This window comes from Salinarimonas rosea DSM 21201 (genome assembly GCF_000429045.1).
Taxonomy (GTDB): domain Bacteria; phylum Pseudomonadota; class Alphaproteobacteria; order Rhizobiales; family Beijerinckiaceae; genus Salinarimonas; species Salinarimonas rosea.
In genome coordinates this window covers 69,302-87,434 of sequence record NZ_AUBC01000004.1, presented here as the reverse complement: position 1 = coordinate 87,434, position 18,133 = coordinate 69,302, and the positions used below count along the sequence as shown (strand labels likewise).

Below are 18,133 nucleotides of genomic sequence, written 5' to 3'. Positions count from 1 at the left end.
ATGCTGCTCAATACGGCGCGTCGACGTCGCCCAGGGCGACGTACACGCTCTTCTCCTGGGTGTAGTGCTGGATGGCGGCGTGGCCGTTCTCGCGGCCGAGACCGGACTGCTTGACGCCGCCGAAGGGCATCTCGATGGGCGTGAGGTTGTAGGCGTTGATCCAAACGGTCCCCGCCTCCAGCGCCGCCGCGACGCGGTGGGCGCGGGCGAGGTCGTTGGTGAAGACGCCCGCCGCGAGCCCGTAGGGCGTGGCGTTGGCGCGGGCGACGACCTCCTCCTCGTCGTCGAAGGCGAGCACGGTCATCACGGGGCCGAAGATCTCCTCGCGCACCACGTCCATCTCGTCCGTGCACTCGGCGAAGACCGTCGGCGCCACGTAGAAGCCCTTGTCGAGGCCGTTCGCGGTGACGCGATCGCCGCCGGTGAGAACCCGCGCGCCGGACGCCCGCCCGCGCTCGATGGCGGCCAGCACCTTGCCCATGTGCTCGTGCGAGATCAGCGGGCCGACATGCGTCGCCGGGTCCATCGGGTCCCCGATCACCATGGCCTTCGTGCGCGCCACGAGCTTGTCGAGGAAGGCGTCCATCGCCTTGCGCTGGACGAAGACGCGGGTGCCGTTCGAGCAGATCTCGCCCTGGGAGTAGAAGTTGCCCAGCAGCGCACCGCCGACCGCGTTGTCGAGCTTCGCGTCGTCGAAGACCACGAGCGGCGACTTCCCGCCGAGCTCCATCGTCACGTGCTTCAGGGTCGAGGCCGCGTCCGCCATCACCGCCTTGCCGGTGCCGACCTCGCCGGTGAGCGAGACCTTGGCGATGCCGGGATGGCGCGTGAGCAGCCGGCCGGTGTCGGCGAAGCCCTGGACGACGTTGAACACGCCCGCCGGCAGCCCGGCCTCGGCGTAGATCTCGGCGAGCGCCATGGCGGTGAGCGGGGTCAGCTCGGCGGGCTTGAAGATCATTGCGTTGCCGCAGGCGAGCGCGGGTGCCGACTTCCAGCACGCGATCTGGATCGGATAGTTCCAGGCGCCGATCCCGGCGCAGACGCCCAGCGGCTCGCGGCGGGTGTAGGCGAAGGCCTCCGGCCCGAGCGGGATGTGCTGGCCGGTGAGGGTCGGCGCCATGCCGGCGTAGTACTCGAGGCAATCCGCGCCCGAGATCACGTCGACGACCGAGGTCTCCGAGATCGGGCGGCCGGTATCCTGCGTCTCGAGCCTCGCGAGATCGTCGTTGCGCTCGCGCAGGATCGCGGCGGTGCGCATCAGGACGCGCCCGCGCTCGATGCCGGTCATGCGCGACCAGACCCGGAAGCCCTCGCGGGCGGCCGCGACGGCCGCCTCGACATCCGCCTCGCCGGCGACGTCGACGGTCGCGAGCACGGCGCCGTCGGCCGGGTTGCGGGTCTCGAAGCGCTCGCCGGAGGCGGCGGGGCGGCGCTCGCCGCCGATGAACAGGGGGAGGTGGGTGGTCACGCCGTCTTCCTCTTCTTCTCTCGGGCGGCTTCGTGCGCGGGCGCAGAATTGCGCGCCGGCTCGCGGCCGACGCCGCGGGCGGCGAGGTGCAGGTCGATCGTCTCGCCGACGAGCCGCCGGGCCGCGATGATGTCGAGCCCGCCGCCGTCGAGCCCGGCGCGGACCCAGACGCCGTCGATCAGGCTCGCCGCCACCTCCGCGAGGTGGGCGGCCTCGCCGGCCGGCAGCCCGAGCCGGCAGAACTCGCGCTTGAGGTTCGAGTGCAGCCGTCGGCGGTAGATCCGCTGGAGGCGGCCCAGCTCCGGCACGTGCGGCACCTGGCCCCAGAAGGCGAGCCAGGCGGAGACCGTCTCGCGGGCGCACTGGCTCTCGTCGAAGTTCGCCGCGACGATCGCCGAAAGCCGCGCCCGCGGCGCCTCGCCGGCCTCGACGAGCCGGCGCGCGACGAGCGTCTGCAGGTCGGTGAGGAGCGAGCGCATGGTCGCTTCCAGGAGCTCGTCCTTCGAGCCGAAGTAATGTGCGATCAGCCCGGCAGACATGCCCGCGCCCTTGGCGATCCGCGCCATGGTCGTCGCGTCGTATCCATGCGCGTGAATCGCCGCGATCGTCGCGTCGATCAATTGCTTGCGTCTGATCTTCGATACGCCGACACGCGGCATCCGGGACACCTTCGAGGGAAATCTTCGCGGTGGGTTGACATCCGCACCGTGCCCGATCTTAATTGAACGGTCAATCAATTTTGGCCCAGACGAGAAGCCGCATCCGCCGAGGCGCATTCCCGCGCACCGGCCGCGGCGGTGTATCCGCGAGCCGCCGGGCGGCGTGCGGATACGCCCGGAACGGGCCCGACGAGGAGAGACGACCCGATGACGATCCGCCTTCCCGCACTGGCCGCCGCGAGCGTCCTCGCCCTGTCGACCGCGCCGGCCCTGGCGCAGGTCCCCGACGCCTGCCGCGCCCCGGTCTTCGCCGATGTCGGCTGGACGGACATCACGGCGACCACCGCCGCCGTCTCGGTCGTGCTCGAGGCGCTGGGCTACGCGCCCGAGGCGGAGCTGCTCTCCGTGCCGGTGACCTACGCCTCGCTCGCCAACGGCGACGTCGACGTCTTCCTCGGCAACTGGATGCCGACCATGGCCGCCGACATCGCGCCCTACCGGGAGGCCGGCACGGTCGTCTCGCTGGAGAAGCCGAACCTCGTCGGCGCCAAGTACACGCTCGCGGTGCCGGCCTATCTCGCCGAGCAGGGCCTCACCGACTTCGCCGACATCGCCGAGTTCCGGGAGCAGCTCGACGGCGAGATCTACGGGATCGAGCCCGGCAACGACGGCAATCGGCTGATCCAGTCGATGATCGACGAGGACATGTTCGATCTGGGCTCCTTCGAGGTGGTCGAGAGCTCCGAGCAGGGCATGCTCGCCCAGGTGCGCCGTGCGGAGGCGCGCCAGGAGCCGATCGTCTTCCTCGGCTGGGAGCCGCACCCGATGAACGCCAACTTCGACCTCGTCTACCTCTCGGGCGGCGACGACGTGTTCGGCCCGAACTTCGGCGGTGCCGAGGTCTACACCAACGTGCGCGCCGGGCTGATGGAGGAGTGCGAGAACCTCGCCACGCTCCTGACGAACCTCGAGTTCTCGCTCGCCATGGAGAACGAGATCATGGGTGCGATCCTCGACGAGAACGCGGTCCCCGAAGACGCGGCCCGCGCCTGGCTCTCGCAGAACGTCGACACGGCGCTCGCCTGGGTCGAGGGCGTCACCACCGTCGAGGGCGCCGACGGCGCCGAGGCCGTGCGCGCCGCGCTCGCGCAGTAAGGGCACCGACCACGGGTCCTCCCCGGAGGGGAGGAGTCCGCGCGAAGCGCGGGCGGTGGGGCCGTTCGATGCATCGAGTGGCCGGCCCGCCGCCCGCCCCACCCTCGGGCCTTCGGCCTCCGTCCTCCCCTGCGGGGAGGTGGCGGCTGCGGCGAGCGAAGGAGACTAGCCATGGACCCCGTCGCCTGGCTCACCGACAACAAGATCCCGCTCGGCGGGCTCATCCGCGACGGCGTGGACTGGCTCAACGACCACGCCGCCTTCGTCTTCTACGCGATCTCGGACGGGCTCGGCTTCGTCATCGACGGGGTCACCGAGGCGCTCCTGTGGGCGCATCCCCTCGCGATCGTGGCGATCTTCGGCGCGCTCGCGTGGATCATCCACCGCGAGTGGAAGCTGCTCGCGCTCGTCGTCGTCTCCTTCCTGCTCGTGATCAACCTGGGCTATTGGGAGGAGACGATGGAGACGCTCTCCCTCGTTGTCTTCGCCACCGCGCTGTGCATGCTCATCGGCGTGCCGCTCGGGGTCGCGGCGGCGCATCGCGCCTGGCTCTACCAGGTCCTGCGCCCGATGCTCGACCTCACCCAGACGATCCCCACCTTCGTCTACCTGATCCCGACGCTGATCCTGTTCGGGCTCGGCGTCGTGCCCGGCCTGATCTCGACGGTGATCTTCGCAGTCGCCGCCCCGGTGCGCCTCACCTATCTCGGCGTCACCTCGACGCCCAAGGCGCTGATCGAGGCGGGCGAGAGCTTCGGCGCGTCGAGGCGCCAGATCCTGTGGAAGGTGGAGCTGCCGCACGCGCTCCCCACCATCATGGCGGGGCTGACGCAGTGCATCATGCTCTCGCTCTCCATGGTGGTGATCGCCGCCCTGGTCGGCGCCGGCGGGCTCGGCCAGCCGGTCGTGCGGGCGCTCAACACCGTCAACATCGCCATGGGCTTCGAGGCCGGGCTCGCCATCGTGCTGCTCGCCGTCGTGCTCGACCGCCTGTGCAAGCAACCCGAGAGGTCCACCCGATGACGGGCCAGCCGACGACCCGCGACATCGCCGTGCGCTTCGAGCACGTCGACGTCGTCTTCGGCGGGCGCGAGCGCGAGGCGCTCGCCCGCCTCGACCGCGGCGAGGACCGCGAGACGATCCAGCGCGAGACCGGCGCCATCGTCGGCGTCGCCGACGCGAACCTCGCGGTCGCCGAGGGCGAGATCTCGGTGCTGATGGGGCTCTCGGGCTCGGGCAAGTCGAGCCTGCTGCGCTGCGTGAACGGTCTCAACCGGGTCTCGCGCGGGCGCGTCCTCGTCTCGCTCGACGGCGAGGAGATCGACGTCGCCTCCTGCCGGCCCGCCGACCTCAAGCGCCTGCGCGGCAGCGGCGTCGCCATGGTGTTCCAGCAGTTCGCGCTGCTGCCCTGGCGCACGGTGGCGCAGAACGTCGGCTTCGGGCTCGAGGTGAACGGGCGCTCCAAGGCGGAGATCGATCGCGTCGTCGCCGAGAAGCTCGCGCTGGTCGGCCTCTCCGACTGGGCCGGCGCCTACGGGCACGAGCTGTCGGGCGGCATGCAGCAGCGCGTCGGCCTCGCCCGCGCCTTCGCCATGGACGCACCGATCCTGCTCATGGACGAGCCGTTCTCGGCGCTCGACCCCTTGATCCGCTCCAAGCTGCAGGACGAGCTCGTGCAGCTGCAGAAGGAGCTGAAGAAGACGATCCTCTTCGTCTCCCACGACCTCGACGAGGCGATGAAGATCGGCGACCGCATCTCCATCATGGAGAGCGGTCGCATCGTCCAGACCGGCACGCCCGAGGACATCGCGCTCGCCCCGGCCAACGCCTACGTGGCGGAGTTCGTGGCGCACATGAACCCGGTCAACGTCCTGCGGGGGCAGAGCCTGATGACGCCGCTCGAGGCGTTGACGCGGCTGCGCGACGGGCGCCTCGTCGCCGAGCCGGGCTCGGGCGTGACGCTCGAGATCGCCGAGGACGGCGCCGTCGCCGGGGCGCGGATCGACGGGCGCGGCCCTGCGCCGGTGCGGATCTGGGAGGGCGAGGCGAGCCACGCCGTCGCCAGCCCGGCGGACGCCGTCGTCGTCGTCTCGCCCGACGTCACCCTGCGCGAGGCGATGGAGATCCGCCGCCTCACCGGTGCGATCCTCGTCGTCGCCAAGGACGGGCGGGCGCTCGGCGTGCTCGGCGAGAAGGAGCTCTACGACGGCGTGCTCGGCGCGACCGAGCGGCCCGAGCCGGCGGCGGACCCGCGTGAGGGCACGTCGTCCGCGGCATGACGCCGGAGCGCGACGCGGGCCCGCCGCGGAAAGCCTCGGGCTTGCCCGAGCGGGCGGGGAGGGGGCATGCTCGCGGCCGAGCCGGCGACGCCCGTCCTTCCTCCCGCCCGCAGGAGCCTTCGCGATGAGACCACAGCGCCCGCGCCGACCGCTCCCGCCCCGCCGCGCACCATCGCCGATGGCGCGGCTCGCGCTCGGGATCGTCGGGCTCGTCGCGATCCTGACGCTGATCTTCTACGGCTGAGAGACCAAAAAAGGCGGCCCGCCGGCGCCGGCAGGGCGCGCAGGCGGGCCGCAGTCGAGGCGGGAGCCGCTCCGTGCGCTCCCGGGAACGACCCTACGCGGCCCACCTGAACCGCGCCTGAACCGGCCCCGAATCACAGGGCTCAGCGGTAGAGATCCGCCCGCGTCGGCGGCAGGCCGGAGGGGCCGCGGATGCGTTTCGACGCGAGCGTCTGGTTGATGTAGGCCCCGCCGCGGGCGAAGGCCATCGAGCAGCCGGCGAGGTAGAGCAGCCACATCCGCACCTTCTGCGGCCCGACCAGCGCTTCCGCCTCGGCGCGACGCTCGAGCAACCGCTTCCACCAGAGATAGGTCGTCTTCTGGTAGTGCTCGCGCCAGCCCTCGACGTCGTGGATCTCGAACCCGGCGCGCTCGAGATTGGCGATCGACATGCCCAGATGGTCGAGCTCGCCGCCGGGAAAGATGTAGCGCACGAGCGCCCGGTACTCGGACGTCATCCGGGCGAAACGCTTGTCGCTCTTCTTGGCGCGCCGCGCGATCGTGTGGTGCAGGTAGAGCCCCTGCGGGCGCAGCAGGCGGTTCACGGTGGCGAAGTAGGTCGGATGGTTGGCGATGCCGACCTGCTCGAACATGCCGATGGAGGCGATCTTGTCGAAGGTGCCCTCCATCTGGACGTAGTCCTTGAAGTGGAAGGTCACCCGGTCGGCGATGCCGAGGCGCTCGGCCTTCTCCTTCGCCAGCGCGAGCTGCTCGGCGGCGAGCGTCACGCCGTGCGCCTCGACCCCGTAGTGCCGCGCCGCGTGGCAGACGAGCGCGCCCCAGCCGCAGCCGATGTCGAGGAAGCGGTCGCCGGGACGGAGGCGCAGCTTGCGGCAGATCATGTCGAGCTTGTCGCGCTGCGCGCGGTCGATGTCGTCGTGGTCCTCGACGAAGTAGCCGCAGGTATAGACCATCTCCGCGTCGAGGAAGAGGCGGTAGAACTCGTTCGAGACGTCGTAGTGGTAGGCGACGTTGGCGCGGTTCGTCTCCGGCCGCCCGTCGCGGTCGATCTCGTCGCCCCGCACGGCGTCGAGCACGCTCGGCGGCCCACGGTCGACGCGCCAGAACAGGCCCGCCACGCGCAGCGCCTTGCCCTTCGAGATCCCCCGCGCGAGCCGCCCGATCTTGCCCTGCGGTCGCGCCGCCGCCAGATCGAAGAAGGTGCCGTTGTCGAGGTCGATGCGCCCGTCGACGTGCAGCTTGATCAGCGTGTCGAGGCGCGGGCGGCGCACCAGCGCGGCGACGACGCCCTCGTCGGCGAGCGTCACCGCGAGCGCGTCCTCCGGCCAATCGGCGGGCACGCGGCTGCCGTCCCACAGCCGGAAGCCGAAGCCGGGCGCCAGCACCCGGTGCGCCTCCGCGAGCAGGTCCGCCAGCGCCTCGCGCCGGGTCCCGGCGGCTCGATCCTGTCCCATGAGTACTCCGCGAACGTGGCGGCGCACGCTAGTGCATCGGCGCCCAGGCGGAAAGAGCGTCTCGTCGGATCATCGGATCCGGCGCGTGTGGAACACGGATCGCTCTCGGTGGTTCGGGCCGGCAGCTACAACGCCGGAGAGGTTTTCGACATGTTCTTCCACAACAGCAAGCTCCAGTACGAGGTCCGCTGCGAGAAGCCGAACCCGATCTTCGCCAAGATGCTCCAGCAGGCGATCGGCGGCATCGAGGGCGAGATTCGCGTGGCGATGCAGTACTTCTTCCAGGCCATGGGCGCGCGCGGTAACCCGAAGTACCGCGACCTGCTCATCGCCACGGCGACCGAGGAGCTCTCCCACATCGAGTTCCTCGGCCACGCGGTCGCGCTCAACCTGGAGAAGGCGCCGGCGCACATGAAGGACGAGGCGGCGAAGGACCCCGTCGTCGCCGCGATCCTCGGCGGCATGAACCCGCGCCACCTGCTCTCGTCGGGCCTCTCGGCGATGCCGGTCAACTCGAACGGCGTGCCCTTCGACATGAGCCACGTCTACGCCACGGGCAACCTGGCCGCCGACATGCTGGCCAACGCCACCGCCGAGGCCGGCGGGCGCGTTCTGGCCTCGCGGCTCTACGAGCTCACCGACGATCCCGGCATGAAGGACATGCTCTCCTTCCTGATCGCCCGCGACACGATGCACCAGCAGCAGTGGCTCGCGGTGATCGAGGAGCTCGGCGGCTTCGCGGGCACGCTCCCCATCCCGAACTCGACGCCGACGAGCCACGAGGCGACGGAGCATTCCTACGTCTTCCTCAACACCTCGCTCGACAAGGAGGCCCCGCAGGGCCGCTGGACGTCCGGCCCCTCGCTCGACGGCCGCGGCCAGTTCGGCATGCGCCCGGCCGAGCCGATGGGCCAGGAGCCCTCGCTCGGGAAGGCCCGGCCCGACAGCGGCGCGCAGAAGGAGCAGATGTGAGGCGTTGAACGGCGGCGCGCCGGGTGCCGGCGCGCCGCTACTCTACGCGGCGCAGCGTGGCATCCCGCGCGGGCGCCGGCATCGGCGCGACGCCGGCGGGCTCGACCCCACGTTCGCGCCGCCCCGCGTCGGGGATGCGCACGAGGCGGGGGCGCCAGATGCCGAGCACCACGTTGGCCACGGCGATCGCGCCGACAACGGCGAGCGTGCCCCATTCGAGCCGGACCATGTCGGCGAGCGCGTCGGGCGGCGCGTCTCCCGCGGCCATGCGCGCGGCCATTGTCGCGGCGTAGTCCGCCTTGGCGCTGACGATCGTCAGCGTGCCCTTGAACATCAGGATGCCGAGCCCTGCCTTGATCCAGACCCAGCCCGTGTCGAGAAAGGGCCGGTGGACGATCATCGAGAGGAGCCCGGAGACCAGCGCGACCGCCAGCGAGGGAAGCAGCACCCAATCGCTGATCACCGTGATCGACACGCGCAGGTCCGCGTAGGCCTGCGACGTCTCCTGCGGTGCCAGGGCGAGCAGAGCCGCGTAGCAGGCCAGGCCGCCGAGGAGCCCGCCGGCGGCCACGCTGTGGAGGATCTTGACGAGCTTGCGCATGCGACCTTCCGGTGACCTTCGCTCCGGTGACCTTCGCTCCGGTGACGTTCGCTCGGGAACGATAGGGCGGCCGGACCTCGGCGGGAAGGGAGGCGGCCCCTGCGAGCGCCTCCCCGAGCCTCAGCCGGCGACCTCGACCGTCTCCACCGAGAGGATCGTCGGCAGGTGGCGCGCGATCTCCTCCCAGCTGTCGCCCTCGTCGCGGCTGGCGAACACCGAGCCGGAATTCGTGCCGAAATAGATGCCGGCGGGTTCGCGCGCGTCGCCGGCCATCGCCTGGCGCAGGACGGTGAAGTAGCAGGACGTCTGCGGAAGGCCCGCGCGCAGGTCCGCCCATGTCTCGCCGCCGTCCCGCGAGCGCCAGACCGCCGCCGCCGCATCCGGCGGGAAGCGCCCGGCGCTGTCGCCGTTCAGGGGAAACGTCCAGAGCGTGCGTGGGTCGCGCGGGTGCACGCGGAGGGGAAAGCCGAAGGTCGAGGGCAGGCCCGCCGTCACGTCGTCCCAGCTCCGCCCGCCGTCGGCGGAGCGCCAGACGCCGTGGTGGTTCTGCTGGTAGAGCACGTCGGCCTCGCCGGGCGCGCGCATCATGTTGTGGACGCAGTGCCCGATCTCACCGTCGCGCGGCGCCGCCGGATGGGTGTGTCCGTGGCAGGCCTCGGCGTTGGAGACCCGGTTGCGCCGTTCCCACGTCGCCCCGCCGTCCTCGGTGGCGAAGACGCCCGCCGCCGAGATGCCGATCCACAGCTTCGCGGCATCGGTCGGATGCGGCACGATCGTGTGGAGCACGAGGCCGGCGGCGCCGGGGTTCCAGCTCTCTGCGGACGGATGGTCGTTCAGGCTCTCGACCCGCGCCCAGGTCTCGCCGCGGTCGCGGCTGACGAGGAGGCCCGCCGGCTTCGTGCCCGCCCACAGCACCCCGTGGGCGAAGCTCAGGCTCCAGACCTGCGCGAAGGCGTCGCCGAAGGGCAGGGGCCCACCGGTCCAGCCGATCATCGCGGCGAAGTCCGCGTCGCCCGCCGCCCAGGCGTCCATCTGCCCGGCGGTGAGCCGCACGACCTCCCAGCTGCCGCCACCGTCGCGCGAGCGCCACACGCCCGCGCCGTGGAAGGCGCCGCCGCCGCCGGCCCAGAGCCAGCCGGTCTCGGGATCGCCGACGACGTGGTTGATGGGCCAGCCGTTGCAGAACGGCCCCTCCACGCGCCAGTCGGTGCGTTCGTCGCGTCCCGACACGACGAAGACGCCCTTCGTGGTACCGACGAGAACCCGGATCTCACCTCGCGCCATCGCGCGTCCTCCCCGTTTTGCAGACTGCGGCGCACCGGGTCGCGAGCCGGCGCGGTGCCCGCGCCTCATCCATCGCCCCCCGTCGCGGCCGCCTGCGGAACCTCGCGCAAGCCGTCCCGCAGCCGGTCCGACATGCCTTCCCCGAGCGTGGCGTCGAGCCGCGCATGGGTCTCGCGCCAGATCGGCAGCGCATCGCGCAGCAGGGCGACGCCCTCGGGCGTGATCACCACGACGCGGCTGCGCCGATCCCGCGCTCCGGCCTCGACCCGCACCAGCCCACGGCGTTCGAGCGGCTTGAGCGCAGCCGTCAGCGACGTGCGGTCCATCGCGAGGAACGGCGCGAGCGCGCCGATCGTCGGCGGGTCGGGGCGGTTGAGCGCCATCAGGAGCGAGAACTGCCCGTTCGTCAGCCCGAGCGGCCGCAGCGCGTTGTCGAAGAGCCGCGCCAGCGCTCGCGCCGCGCGCTGCGCGTGCAGGCACAGGCACGTCGTCGCCACGTGTTGAACGGTGCCCGGCTCCAGGCGATCGGGGCTCTGCTTCGGCATAAATGAGTTGATATCAACCCGTCGAGCCGAATGCAAGGCGCGCCGCTTACACGTCCCGCTCTGCGCCGGGCCGACGGGCCTCGGTCAGGACTTCTGGAGCACGTAGGTCCCCGGCGCGTCCCCGAGCGCGGGGAGCTTCCCGGCGCCGGGCTCGCGGGCCGGTACGCGCTCGGGGGCCTGGGCCTCGATCCAGGAGAACCAGTAGGGCCACCAGGTGCCGGGGTGCTCCTCGGCGTGCGCGATCCAGTCCTCCAGCTCGCCCTGCGGCTTGCCGCCGGTCCAGTACTGGTACTTCGGCTTCGCGGGCGGATTGACCACGCCGGCGATGTGGCCCGAGCCCGCGAGCACGTAATCGACCGGGCCGCCGAAGGCCGAGCAGCCGAGGAAGACCGATTTCGCCGGCGCGATGTGGTCCTCCCGGGTGGCGAGGTTGAAGATGGGGATCTTCACCTTCTTCAGGTCGATCTTCTTGCCGCCGATCGTCACCTTGCCGCGGCTGAGGTTGTTCTCGAGGTAGCAGTTGCGCAGGTAGAACGAATGGTTCGCCGCGGGCATGCGCGTCGAGTCCGAGTTCCAGTAGAGCAGGTCGAAGGGGAAGGGCGCCTGGCCCTTGAGGTAGACGTTGACGATGTAGGGCCAGATCAGGTCGTTGGGCCGCAGCATGTTGAAGGCCGACGCCATGCGCGAGCCCTCGAGGTAGCCGCGCGCCTTCATCGTCTCCTCGATCGCCTTGATCCCCACCTCGTCGGCGAAGACCTTGAGGTCGCCGGCGTGGGTGAAGTCCACCTGCGTCGTGAACAGCGTCGCCGAGGCGATGCGGTCGTCCTTCGTCGCGGCCATGTACCCGAGCGCGGTCGACAGGAGCGTCCCGCCGACGCAATAGCCGATCGCCGTGACCTTCTTCTCGCCCGTCGCCTGCTCGATCGCGTCGAGCGCCGCGAAGACGCCCTCGCGCATGTAGTGCTCGAAGCTCTTCTCCGCGAGGCGCGCATCCGGGTTGACCCAGGAGATGCAGAACACGGTCAGCCCCTGCGAGACCGCCCAGCGGACGAAGCTCTTCTGCTCGTTGAGATCGAGGATGTAGAACTTGTTGATCCACGGCGGCACGATGAGCAGCGGCCGCTTCAGCACCGTCTCCGTCGTCGGCGCGTATTGCAGGAGCTCGATCAGCTCGTTGCGGAAGACCACCTTGCCCGGCGTCGTGGCGAGGTTGACGCCGACCTGGAAGCGGCCCGGGTCGGACTGGCGGATCTTCAGCTCGCCCCCGCCGGCCTCGATGTCCTCGGCGAGCATCTGCATGCCGCGCACGAGGTTCGCGCCCGACTCGCGCAGCGTCTCGCGGATCAGCTCGGGGTTCGTCGTCAGGAAGTTCGAGGGCGAGAGCGCGCTCGACATCTGGCGCACGTAGAAGCGCGCCTTGTGGCGCGTCGCGTCGTCGATGCCCTCCGCGTCCTCGACCATGCTCTCCGCCCAGCGGGAGGTCGCGAGGTAGGCCTGCTTGAGGAAGTCGAAATAGGCGTTGTCGGACCACTCCGCGTCCTTGAAGCGCGCGTCCTTCGGGTCCGGCACGGCGGCGGGGGCGACGTCCTCGCCCTGCATCCGGCGCAGGGAGGAGGACCAGATGTCGAAGAACGAGGCGCCGAGCCGCGCCTGCGCCTCGATCGCCTTCTGCGGGTCGATCAGCCAGCGCTCCGTCACATGGACGAGCGTCTTGACCATGTCCGACATCTCGTCGGCCATCCCGGTCTTGGCCCGGCGCTCCTCGATCGGCTTGAGGTAGGCGGCTGTGGCCTTGCCGTACTCCTCGACGAGGCGCGCCATGTTGTGCGACATCGCCTCGAGATCGGGCTGCGGATGATCGTTGGGCGTTGCGCGGGGTCCCTCGGACCTTCTGTTGTCGCTCACGGACGCTCCCCTTCCCGACGGCACGCGCGGGCCTCCCTGCCCACGCCGTCCTTTCGACACTCTACCGAACGCGGTATGGTCGTCGCTAGACCGGAAGACGCCCGATGCGTCGGCGTTCCCCGGCGGCCTCGTCAGCGGAGAGTTCATGGCACGCGAAACGCGCAATTCGATGACGCTCGCCGCCGCGGTGGCGGCGGCGCTGGCGCTCGGCGGCTGTGCAGGGGATCTCAACCCCGTGCGCGACGTCTTCGTCGCCGTGGGCGCTGGCGCCGCGCCGCAGCAGGCGCCGACCTTCGTCGAGGAGACCCGCGCCGGTGCGCCGTCGGGCTACGTCCCGGTGCGCCCGACGCCACGGCGCGCGACGGACCCGAAGACGCCCGAGGAGGTCGCGCAGGCGCGCGCCGCGCTCGAGGCCGACCTGGAGGCCGTCGCCCAGCGCGGGGAGCAGGCCCGCGGCCTCGCCATCGGGCCGGACCCGGCCCCGGTCGTCGTCCCGCCGCTGCCGCCGCTGTCGGAGGATCCCGCCCCGCCGCCGGTCTCGCGCTGACCGCGCCTGCGACATTCGGCTGATGCCTCGTTAACCACGCCGTGCTAGAGAGACCGACCACGCCTCCTCGGCAATCCTGGACCTCGCCATGACCGAATTTCACCGCATCAAGCGCCTGCCGACCTACGTCTTCGAGCATGTGAACCGGATCAAGGCCGCCGCCCGCGCCGAGGGCGCCGACATCATCGACCTCGGCATGGGCAACCCGGACCTGCCGGCGCCCGCGCACATCGTGGCGAAGCTCGCGGAGACCGCCGGGCGCCCGCGCACGGACCGCTACTCGGCCTCCAAGGGCATCGCCGGCCTGCGCCGCGCCCAGGCTGGCTACTACGATCGGCGCTTCGGCGTGAAGCTGAATCCCGACAGCCAGGTGGTCGTGACGCTCGGCTCGAAGGAGGGCTTCGCCAACATGGCGCAGGCCATCACGGCGCCGGGCGACGTGGTGCTGGTGCCCAACCCCAGCTACCCGCTGCACGCCTTCGGCTTCCTGATGGCGGGCGGGGCGATCCGCTCCGTGCCCGCGGACGCCACGCCGGCGTTCTTCCACGCGCTCGAGCGCGCGGTGGTCCACTCGATCCCCAAGCCGCTGGCGCTCGTCGTGTGCTACCCGTCGAACCCGACGGGCTTCACGGCGGATCTCGACTTCTACAAGGACGTGATCGCCTTCGCCAAGAAGCACGAGCTGATCGTGCTCTCCGATCTCGCCTACGCGGAGATCTACTTCGACGGCGTGCCGCCGCCCTCGATCCTGCAGGTGCCGGGCGCGGTCGACGTCGCCGTCGAGTTCACCTCGATGTCGAAGACGTTCTCGATGGCGGGCTGGCGCATCGGCTTCGCCGTGGGCAACGAGCGGCTGCTCGCGGCGCTGGCCCGCGTGAAGTCCTATCTCGACTACGGCGCCTTCACGCCGGTCCAGGTGGCCGCGACCGCGGCGCTCAACGGGCCGGAGGACTGCATCGCCGAGACGCGGGCGATCTACCAGCGCCGGCGCGACGCGCTCGTGGAGAGCTTCGCCAAGGCCGGCTGGGAGATCCCGCCGCCGGCCGCCTCCATGTTCGCCTGGGTGCCGATCCCCGAGCGCTACCGCCATCTCGGCTCGCTCGAGTTCTCGAAGCTGCTCGTCGAGAAGGCGGAGGTCGCGGTGGCGCCGGGCATCGGCTTCGGCGAGCACGGGGACGACTACGTGCGCATCGCGCTCGTGGAGAACGAGCAGCGCATCCGCCAGGCCGCACGCAACATCCGTCGCTTCTTCGAGCAGGACCGCACGGGCCACAACGTCGTGCCGCTGGTGCGGGCCGGCTCGGCCTGAGCGCCGCCGGCCGAGCGCTCGTCACGCCGGATCGGGCGCGTCGCGCGGGACCATCACCGTCACCGCCTTCGCGAGCACGCGGAAGCGGGCGGGCGTCCTCGTGATCAGCTCGCCGTCGGCATTGACCGGGCGGGGCTTGCGCGTCGTCACGTCGAAGGACGCGGCCGCACGCGATCGCACGTCCTCGAAGGCGACGTGCCGGCCGGAGCGGAAGGAGCCCGCGAGCCGCAGCAGCTCCCACGGCCGGCGCATCTCGAGGCTGTAGAGGTGGAGCGTCGCGTCGTCGATCTGCGCGTCCTCGTCCACCGTCATGCCGCCGCCGTAGTGGCGGCCGTTGCCCACGGCGATCTGGAACGTCGACACACGGGCGCGCTCGCCGGCGCTCTCGATGGTGGCGCGAAACGGCCGTGCCCGGGCGAGGACCTGAACGGCGGCAACGGCGTATCCCAGCTTCCCGAAGCGGCGCTTGAGGTCGCGGGTGAGCCCGCGCGCGAGCTCGGCCGAGAGGCCGATGGAGGCGACGTTGAAGAAGGGCCGGCCGTTCACCTCGCCACAGTCGATCCGGCGTACGTGCCCGGCCAGGATCACGTCGGCCGCGGCCTCGAGGTCCTCGGGAATGCCGAGCGTGCGGGCGAGATCGTTGGCGGTGCCGAGCGGCAGGATGCCGAGCGGGAGGCCGGTATCGATCAGGCCGCGCGCGGCGGCGTTCAAGGTGCCGTCGCCGCCGCCGACGACGACCATGTCGACGTCGTCGCGGTGGGCGCGGATGATGTCGGCGAGATCGTCCGGGTCGCGGCAGTCCTCGAGCACGACCTCGAGGTCCTCGTAGGCCCGGAGGCGGGCGACGGCGGTCTCCATCAGCTCCGGAGCGCGGCGGCTGTTGGCGTTGACGAGGAGGAGCGCGCGCTTGGCGACGCCGCGGGCGGGCGGGGGAGGCGGCTTCGTCGCCTCGTCCTGGCCCTGCGCCTCGGCACCGAGGGCCACCACCGGCTCGCTCGCCATCCCCGTCGTCTCCCGTGAACCGAACGGGAGCGGGAACCGACGAACCGGGCGAAGGTTCCGGTCGCGGGCCGTGGCCGTCGGAGAGGGCCGCCGACCCCGCGCAGGGTCGTTCTACTACGAATCGCGGAACCGCCGACTTCGTGCGACGTTAACGCGCCGTTAACACTTCGTGATCTCGCCGAGGAGGCCGAGCCCGTGCCGATCCTGGACCACGAATCGCATGCCGCCCGCGAGGACCTCCACGTCCTGCGGGACGTGCTCGGACCCGCGAAGGGCGGGCCGCGCCACGCGGACGCGATGCGTGCGGCCGCCGCGGAGGCGCGCCGTCGGCGGCGGGTCGAGCGGGACGCGTCTCCCCGACGCCTGCGCGATCCGGCCCATCAACCCGTCGAGGGCTGATCGGGAGGGCCGACCGGTCTGTCCGACGAGGAGGACGCCGCTCGATCCCCGCTCCTCAGTTCGCGAGGCTGTCGATATAGGCGACGAGGTCGGCGATCTCCTCGCGCGTGAGCGCCATGTCCGGCATCAGCGGATGGGGATCGGCGAGGAAGGCCTCGAGCGCGCTCACGGCGAGCGGACCGCGCGCGGCGACCTCCCGGAAGCTCGCCACACCGTCCATGGCGGTTTCCTGGTCCGGCGAGACGAGGTGGCAGGACGCGCACCATCGCTCGGCGATGGCGCGGCCGTCGGCGGCGTCCTGGGCGGACGCGGGGCCGCTCGCCGCGAGCGCGACGAGCGCCGACGCGAGGGCCGGAAGGGCGAGAGCCCGAAAGCGCGAACGCATCACCATCTCTTCATCACCATCTTTCGCCGGGCGCGGGCGCGGCAGGGAGCCGCGATCCGTCAACGTTAGCGAAGCCGAAAAGGTTGTCGGACCAAACTCCGCGCGAACACGGATGCGTCCTCGAGCATGATCGCCACACCGAACTTCCCCGACCTCGCCGCTCTCGTCGTCGACGAGAGCCTCTACGTGCGGCGAATCCTGCGCGACATGCTGACCCGCGTGGGCATCAAGCGTGTGCTGGAGGCGCCCGACGGCGCGGAGGCGCTCGGCGTCCTGTCCGAATCGAAGCCCGACCTCGTCATCCTCGACTGGGACCTCGCCATCCTCTCGGGCGAGGAGTTCATCCGGCTCACACGCACGCCGACGACGTCGCCGGCGCCGACCGTTCCGATCATCGTCATGATGTCGAAGCCGCGCCGCTACATCGTGGATCGCGCGGTGGGGCTCGGCGTCAACGAGATCATCGCCAAGCCGTTCTCGCCCAAGGTTCTGTGGTCGCGCCTCGACGAGGTGATCAACCGGCCGCGGCCCTATCTCCAGGTCAAGAGCCTGCTGCGCCCCGTGGCGCGCACGGCGCCGGCGCAGATCGCCCCGAAGGCGGCGGCGTGACCCCGCGGAGGCGCGCGGAGCGGACCGCGAGGCGGTCCATCCGCGCCCGTCCAATTACGCCCTTGGCATGATGGGGGCGCGGCGCTTACATTGAGAGCAAGTAGCCAGGCGAACCTCCCCGGAGGCGACGCCGCAAACGGATGATGGACTTGCTCGTCAATGTTGGAGATCAGCCGAAGGTCGTGGATTCCGGGTCGGGCCCGGCTCTGACACCTCTGGCAGCGGCGACCCCGCCGACGCCGGCCCTGCCCTGTGCGGCGGGCGCCTACGCCGGTCCGCGCCGCACGAGACCGGTGGACGGCAGCGCCTACGCCGCGCTCGACCTCGGCACGAACAATTGCCGCCTCCTGATCGCCGAGCCCTCACGCCACGGCTTTCGCGTCGTCGACGCGTTCTCGCGCATCGTCCGGCTCGGGGAGGGGCTCGCCGCGAGCGAGCAGCTGAGCTCCCACGCCATCGACCGCACGCTCGAGGCGCTGCGGGTGTGCCGCGACAAGATGATGACGAAGGGTGTGCGCCGCGCGCGCCTCATCGCCACCGAGGCCTGCCGCTCGGCGCGCAACGGCGAGAGCTTCGTCGAGCAGGTGCAGGAGGAGGTCGGCCTCGATCTCGAGATCGTCGACCGCCGCACCGAGGCCTACCTCGCCGTCACCGGATGCGCCGCGCTCGCCGACCCCAACGCTCATTCCGTGGTGATCTTCGACATCGGCGGCGGCTCGACGGAGATCGCCTGGCTCGACGGGCGGGCGACGAGCCCGATGTCGGACCCCTGCAAGCGCATCCGCGCCTGGGATTCGCTGCCCGTGGGCGTCGTCACCGTCGCCGAGCGGCACGGCGGCGTGCACGTGACGCACGAGAGCTTCGAGCGGATGGTCGGCGAGGTGCAGACCCTGCTCGAGCCCTTCCAGATCGCGGCGAGCGCGGCCAGCAACGCGCCCGGCTTCCACCTCCTCGGCACGTCCGGAACGGTGACGACCCTCGGCGGGATCTTCCTCGACCTGCCGCGCTACGACCGCCGGCGCGTCGACGGGCTGTGGATGGCGGACCGGGACCTCGACCGCGTGATCGACGAGCTGATCGTCTCGAACTACGACGAGCGCGCTACGCACCCGTGCATCGGCCGCGACCGGGCGGACCTCGTGCTCGCCGGCTGCGCGATCCTGGAGGCGATCCGCCGCGCCTTCCCCTCGCCGCGCCTGCGCATCGCCGACCGCGGCCTGCGCGAGGGCATCCTCATGAACCTGATGCGCGAGGACGGGGTCTGGCGCCGTCGGCGGCGCTGAGCGCAGGCCGCTTCGTCCTCCCCCACACCGACGA

General features: G+C 71.3%; 18 protein-coding genes. 9 read left to right on the top strand and 9 right to left on the bottom strand.

Features of this window, described 5'->3' with window-relative positions; translation table 11 throughout:
- Positions 1-7: 7 nt before the first annotated feature.
- Both betB and betI read right to left on the bottom strand, forming a co-directional pair.
- Positions 8-1,468, bottom strand: a complete 1,461-nt coding sequence (gene betB, locus G407_RS0102720; protein ID WP_029029571.1) for a betaine-aldehyde dehydrogenase — start codon at positions 1,466-1,468, stop codon at positions 8-10.
- On the bottom strand, positions 1,465-2,088 hold the full coding sequence (gene betI / locus G407_RS31985; protein WP_210163064.1) for a choline-binding transcriptional repressor BetI: 624 nt from the start codon (positions 2,086-2,088) through the stop codon (positions 1,465-1,467). The genes betB and betI overlap by 4 nt, the downstream gene beginning before the upstream one ends.
- 246 nt (positions 2,089-2,334) lie before the next feature.
- Here betI and G407_RS0102710 point away from each other — a divergent pair, with 246 nt between their 5' ends.
- The 3 genes from G407_RS0102710 to choV all read left to right on the top strand — a co-directional run bounded on the left by G407_RS0102710 (position 2,335) and on the right by choV (position 5,561).
- Entirely contained in the window at positions 2,335-3,282 is a 948-nt protein-coding gene (locus tag G407_RS0102710) for a choline ABC transporter substrate-binding protein (protein WP_029029570.1), read from the top strand.
- A gap of 171 nt (positions 3,283-3,453) precedes the next feature.
- On the top strand, positions 3,454-4,305 hold the full coding sequence (choW, locus tag G407_RS0102705) for a choline ABC transporter permease subunit (protein WP_029029569.1): 852 nt from the start codon (positions 3,454-3,456) through the stop codon (positions 4,303-4,305).
- The gene (choV, locus tag G407_RS0102700) at positions 4,302-5,561 is read left to right on the top strand and encodes a choline ABC transporter ATP-binding protein (protein ID WP_029029568.1); all 1,260 of its coding nucleotides are present in this window, start codon (positions 4,302-4,304) and stop codon (positions 5,559-5,561) included. The genes choW and choV overlap by 4 nt, the downstream gene beginning before the upstream one ends.
- Before the next feature lie 386 nt (positions 5,562-5,947).
- Here the strand turns inward: choV and G407_RS0102690 are convergent, their stop codons facing one another.
- Positions 5,948-7,258: a class I SAM-dependent methyltransferase gene (locus G407_RS0102690; protein WP_029029567.1), complete on the bottom strand. Its 1,311-nt coding sequence runs from the start codon at positions 7,256-7,258 to the stop codon at positions 5,948-5,950.
- Between the two features lie 150 nt (positions 7,259-7,408).
- Here G407_RS0102690 and G407_RS0102685 point away from each other — a divergent pair, with 150 nt between their 5' ends.
- Complete coding sequence (locus G407_RS0102685; RefSeq protein ID WP_029029566.1) at positions 7,409-8,230, top strand: manganese catalase family protein; 822 nt, start codon at positions 7,409-7,411, stop codon at positions 8,228-8,230.
- A gap of 37 nt (positions 8,231-8,267) precedes the next feature.
- On the opposite strand, the gene G407_RS25345 is transcribed toward G407_RS0102685, so the two are convergent.
- From G407_RS25345 to G407_RS0102665, 4 genes are all read right to left on the bottom strand, one after another.
- On the bottom strand, positions 8,268-8,831 hold the full coding sequence (locus tag G407_RS25345) for a DUF2269 family protein (protein ID WP_052340876.1): 564 nt from the start codon (positions 8,829-8,831) through the stop codon (positions 8,268-8,270).
- 120 nt (positions 8,832-8,951) lie between these two features.
- Positions 8,952-10,115, bottom strand: a complete 1,164-nt coding sequence (locus G407_RS0102675; protein WP_029029565.1) for a WD40/YVTN/BNR-like repeat-containing protein — start codon at positions 10,113-10,115, stop codon at positions 8,952-8,954.
- A 65-nt stretch (positions 10,116-10,180) separates the two neighbouring features.
- Positions 10,181-10,660 carry a MarR family winged helix-turn-helix transcriptional regulator gene (locus tag G407_RS0102670; RefSeq protein ID WP_052340875.1) on the bottom strand — a complete coding sequence of 160 codons (480 nt, stop codon included), beginning with the start codon at positions 10,658-10,660 and terminating at the stop codon, positions 10,181-10,183.
- 84 nt (positions 10,661-10,744) lie between these two features.
- On the bottom strand, positions 10,745-12,493 hold the full coding sequence (locus G407_RS0102665; RefSeq protein ID WP_052340874.1) for a PHA/PHB synthase family protein: 1,749 nt from the start codon (positions 12,491-12,493) through the stop codon (positions 10,745-10,747).
- Positions 12,494-12,710: 217 nt separating this feature from the next.
- Here G407_RS0102665 and G407_RS25340 point away from each other — a divergent pair, with 217 nt between their 5' ends.
- Together G407_RS25340 and G407_RS0102655 are read left to right on the top strand one after the other, a co-directional pair.
- On the top strand, positions 12,711-13,112 hold the full coding sequence (locus G407_RS25340) for a hypothetical protein (RefSeq protein WP_052340873.1): 402 nt from the start codon (positions 12,711-12,713) through the stop codon (positions 13,110-13,112).
- Between the two features lie 88 nt (positions 13,113-13,200).
- Positions 13,201-14,421: an LL-diaminopimelate aminotransferase gene (locus G407_RS0102655; RefSeq protein WP_029029562.1), complete on the top strand. Its 1,221-nt coding sequence runs from the start codon at positions 13,201-13,203 to the stop codon at positions 14,419-14,421.
- 21 nt (positions 14,422-14,442) lie between these two features.
- Here G407_RS0102655 and G407_RS0102650 read toward each other — a convergent pair whose 3' ends face one another.
- The gene (locus G407_RS0102650; protein ID WP_052340872.1) at positions 14,443-15,423 is read right to left on the bottom strand and encodes a lipid kinase; all 981 of its coding nucleotides are present in this window, start codon (positions 15,421-15,423) and stop codon (positions 14,443-14,445) included.
- A 195-nt stretch (positions 15,424-15,618) separates the two neighbouring features.
- Here G407_RS0102650 and G407_RS31510 point away from each other — a divergent pair, with 195 nt between their 5' ends.
- Positions 15,619-15,822, top strand: a complete 204-nt coding sequence (locus tag G407_RS31510) for a hypothetical protein (RefSeq protein WP_156917450.1) — start codon at positions 15,619-15,621, stop codon at positions 15,820-15,822.
- A gap of 55 nt (positions 15,823-15,877) precedes the next feature.
- On the opposite strand, the gene G407_RS0102640 is transcribed toward G407_RS31510, so the two are convergent.
- Positions 15,878-16,207 carry a c-type cytochrome gene (locus tag G407_RS0102640; RefSeq protein ID WP_029029559.1) on the bottom strand — a complete coding sequence of 110 codons (330 nt, stop codon included), beginning with the start codon at positions 16,205-16,207 and terminating at the stop codon, positions 15,878-15,880.
- A 126-nt stretch (positions 16,208-16,333) separates the two neighbouring features.
- Between G407_RS0102640 and G407_RS0102635 the strand changes: the two genes are divergently transcribed.
- Together G407_RS0102635 and G407_RS25335 are read left to right on the top strand one after the other, a co-directional pair.
- Positions 16,334-16,816 (top strand): response regulator, encoded by a 483-nt coding sequence (locus tag G407_RS0102635; protein ID WP_029029558.1) that lies wholly within the window; start codon positions 16,334-16,336, stop codon positions 16,814-16,816.
- Between the two features lie 245 nt (positions 16,817-17,061).
- Entirely contained in the window at positions 17,062-18,099 is a 1,038-nt protein-coding gene (locus G407_RS25335; RefSeq protein WP_052340914.1) for a Ppx/GppA phosphatase family protein, read from the top strand.
- Positions 18,100-18,133 lie beyond the last annotated feature (34 nt).

Excerpts from the sequence above, each read along its gene's own strand:
- G407_RS0102710 (WP_029029570.1), top strand. The coding sequence starts at position 2,335 with ATGACGATCCGCCTTCCCGCACTGGCCGCCGCGAGCGTCCTCGCCCTG.
- choW (WP_029029569.1), top strand. The coding sequence starts at position 3,454 with ATGGACCCCGTCGCCTGGCTCACCGACAACAAGATCCCGCTCGGCGGG.
- choV (WP_029029568.1), top strand. The coding sequence starts at position 4,302 with ATGACGGGCCAGCCGACGACCCGCGACATCGCCGTGCGCTTCGAGCAC.
- G407_RS0102690 (WP_029029567.1), bottom strand. The coding sequence starts at position 7,258 with ATGGGACAGGATCGAGCCGCCGGGACCCGGCGCGAGGCGCTGGCGGAC.
- G407_RS0102685 (WP_029029566.1), top strand. The coding sequence starts at position 7,409 with ATGTTCTTCCACAACAGCAAGCTCCAGTACGAGGTCCGCTGCGAGAAG.
- G407_RS25345 (WP_052340876.1), bottom strand. The coding sequence starts at position 8,831 with ATGCGCAAGCTCGTCAAGATCCTCCACAGCGTGGCCGCCGGCGGGCTC.
- G407_RS0102675 (WP_029029565.1), bottom strand. The coding sequence starts at position 10,115 with ATGGCGCGAGGTGAGATCCGGGTTCTCGTCGGTACCACGAAGGGCGTC.
- G407_RS0102670 (WP_052340875.1), bottom strand. The coding sequence starts at position 10,660 with ATGCCGAAGCAGAGCCCCGATCGCCTGGAGCCGGGCACCGTTCAACAC.
- G407_RS0102665 (WP_052340874.1), bottom strand. The coding sequence starts at position 12,493 with ATGTCGCACAACATGGCGCGCCTCGTCGAGGAGTACGGCAAGGCCACA.
- G407_RS25340 (WP_052340873.1), top strand. The coding sequence starts at position 12,711 with ATGGCACGCGAAACGCGCAATTCGATGACGCTCGCCGCCGCGGTGGCG.
- G407_RS0102655 (WP_029029562.1), top strand. The coding sequence starts at position 13,201 with ATGACCGAATTTCACCGCATCAAGCGCCTGCCGACCTACGTCTTCGAG.
- G407_RS0102650 (WP_052340872.1), bottom strand. The coding sequence starts at position 15,423 with ATGGCGAGCGAGCCGGTGGTGGCCCTCGGTGCCGAGGCGCAGGGCCAG.
- G407_RS0102640 (WP_029029559.1), bottom strand. The coding sequence starts at position 16,207 with ATGCGTTCGCGCTTTCGGGCTCTCGCCCTTCCGGCCCTCGCGTCGGCG.
- G407_RS0102635 (WP_029029558.1), top strand. The coding sequence starts at position 16,334 with ATGATCGCCACACCGAACTTCCCCGACCTCGCCGCTCTCGTCGTCGAC.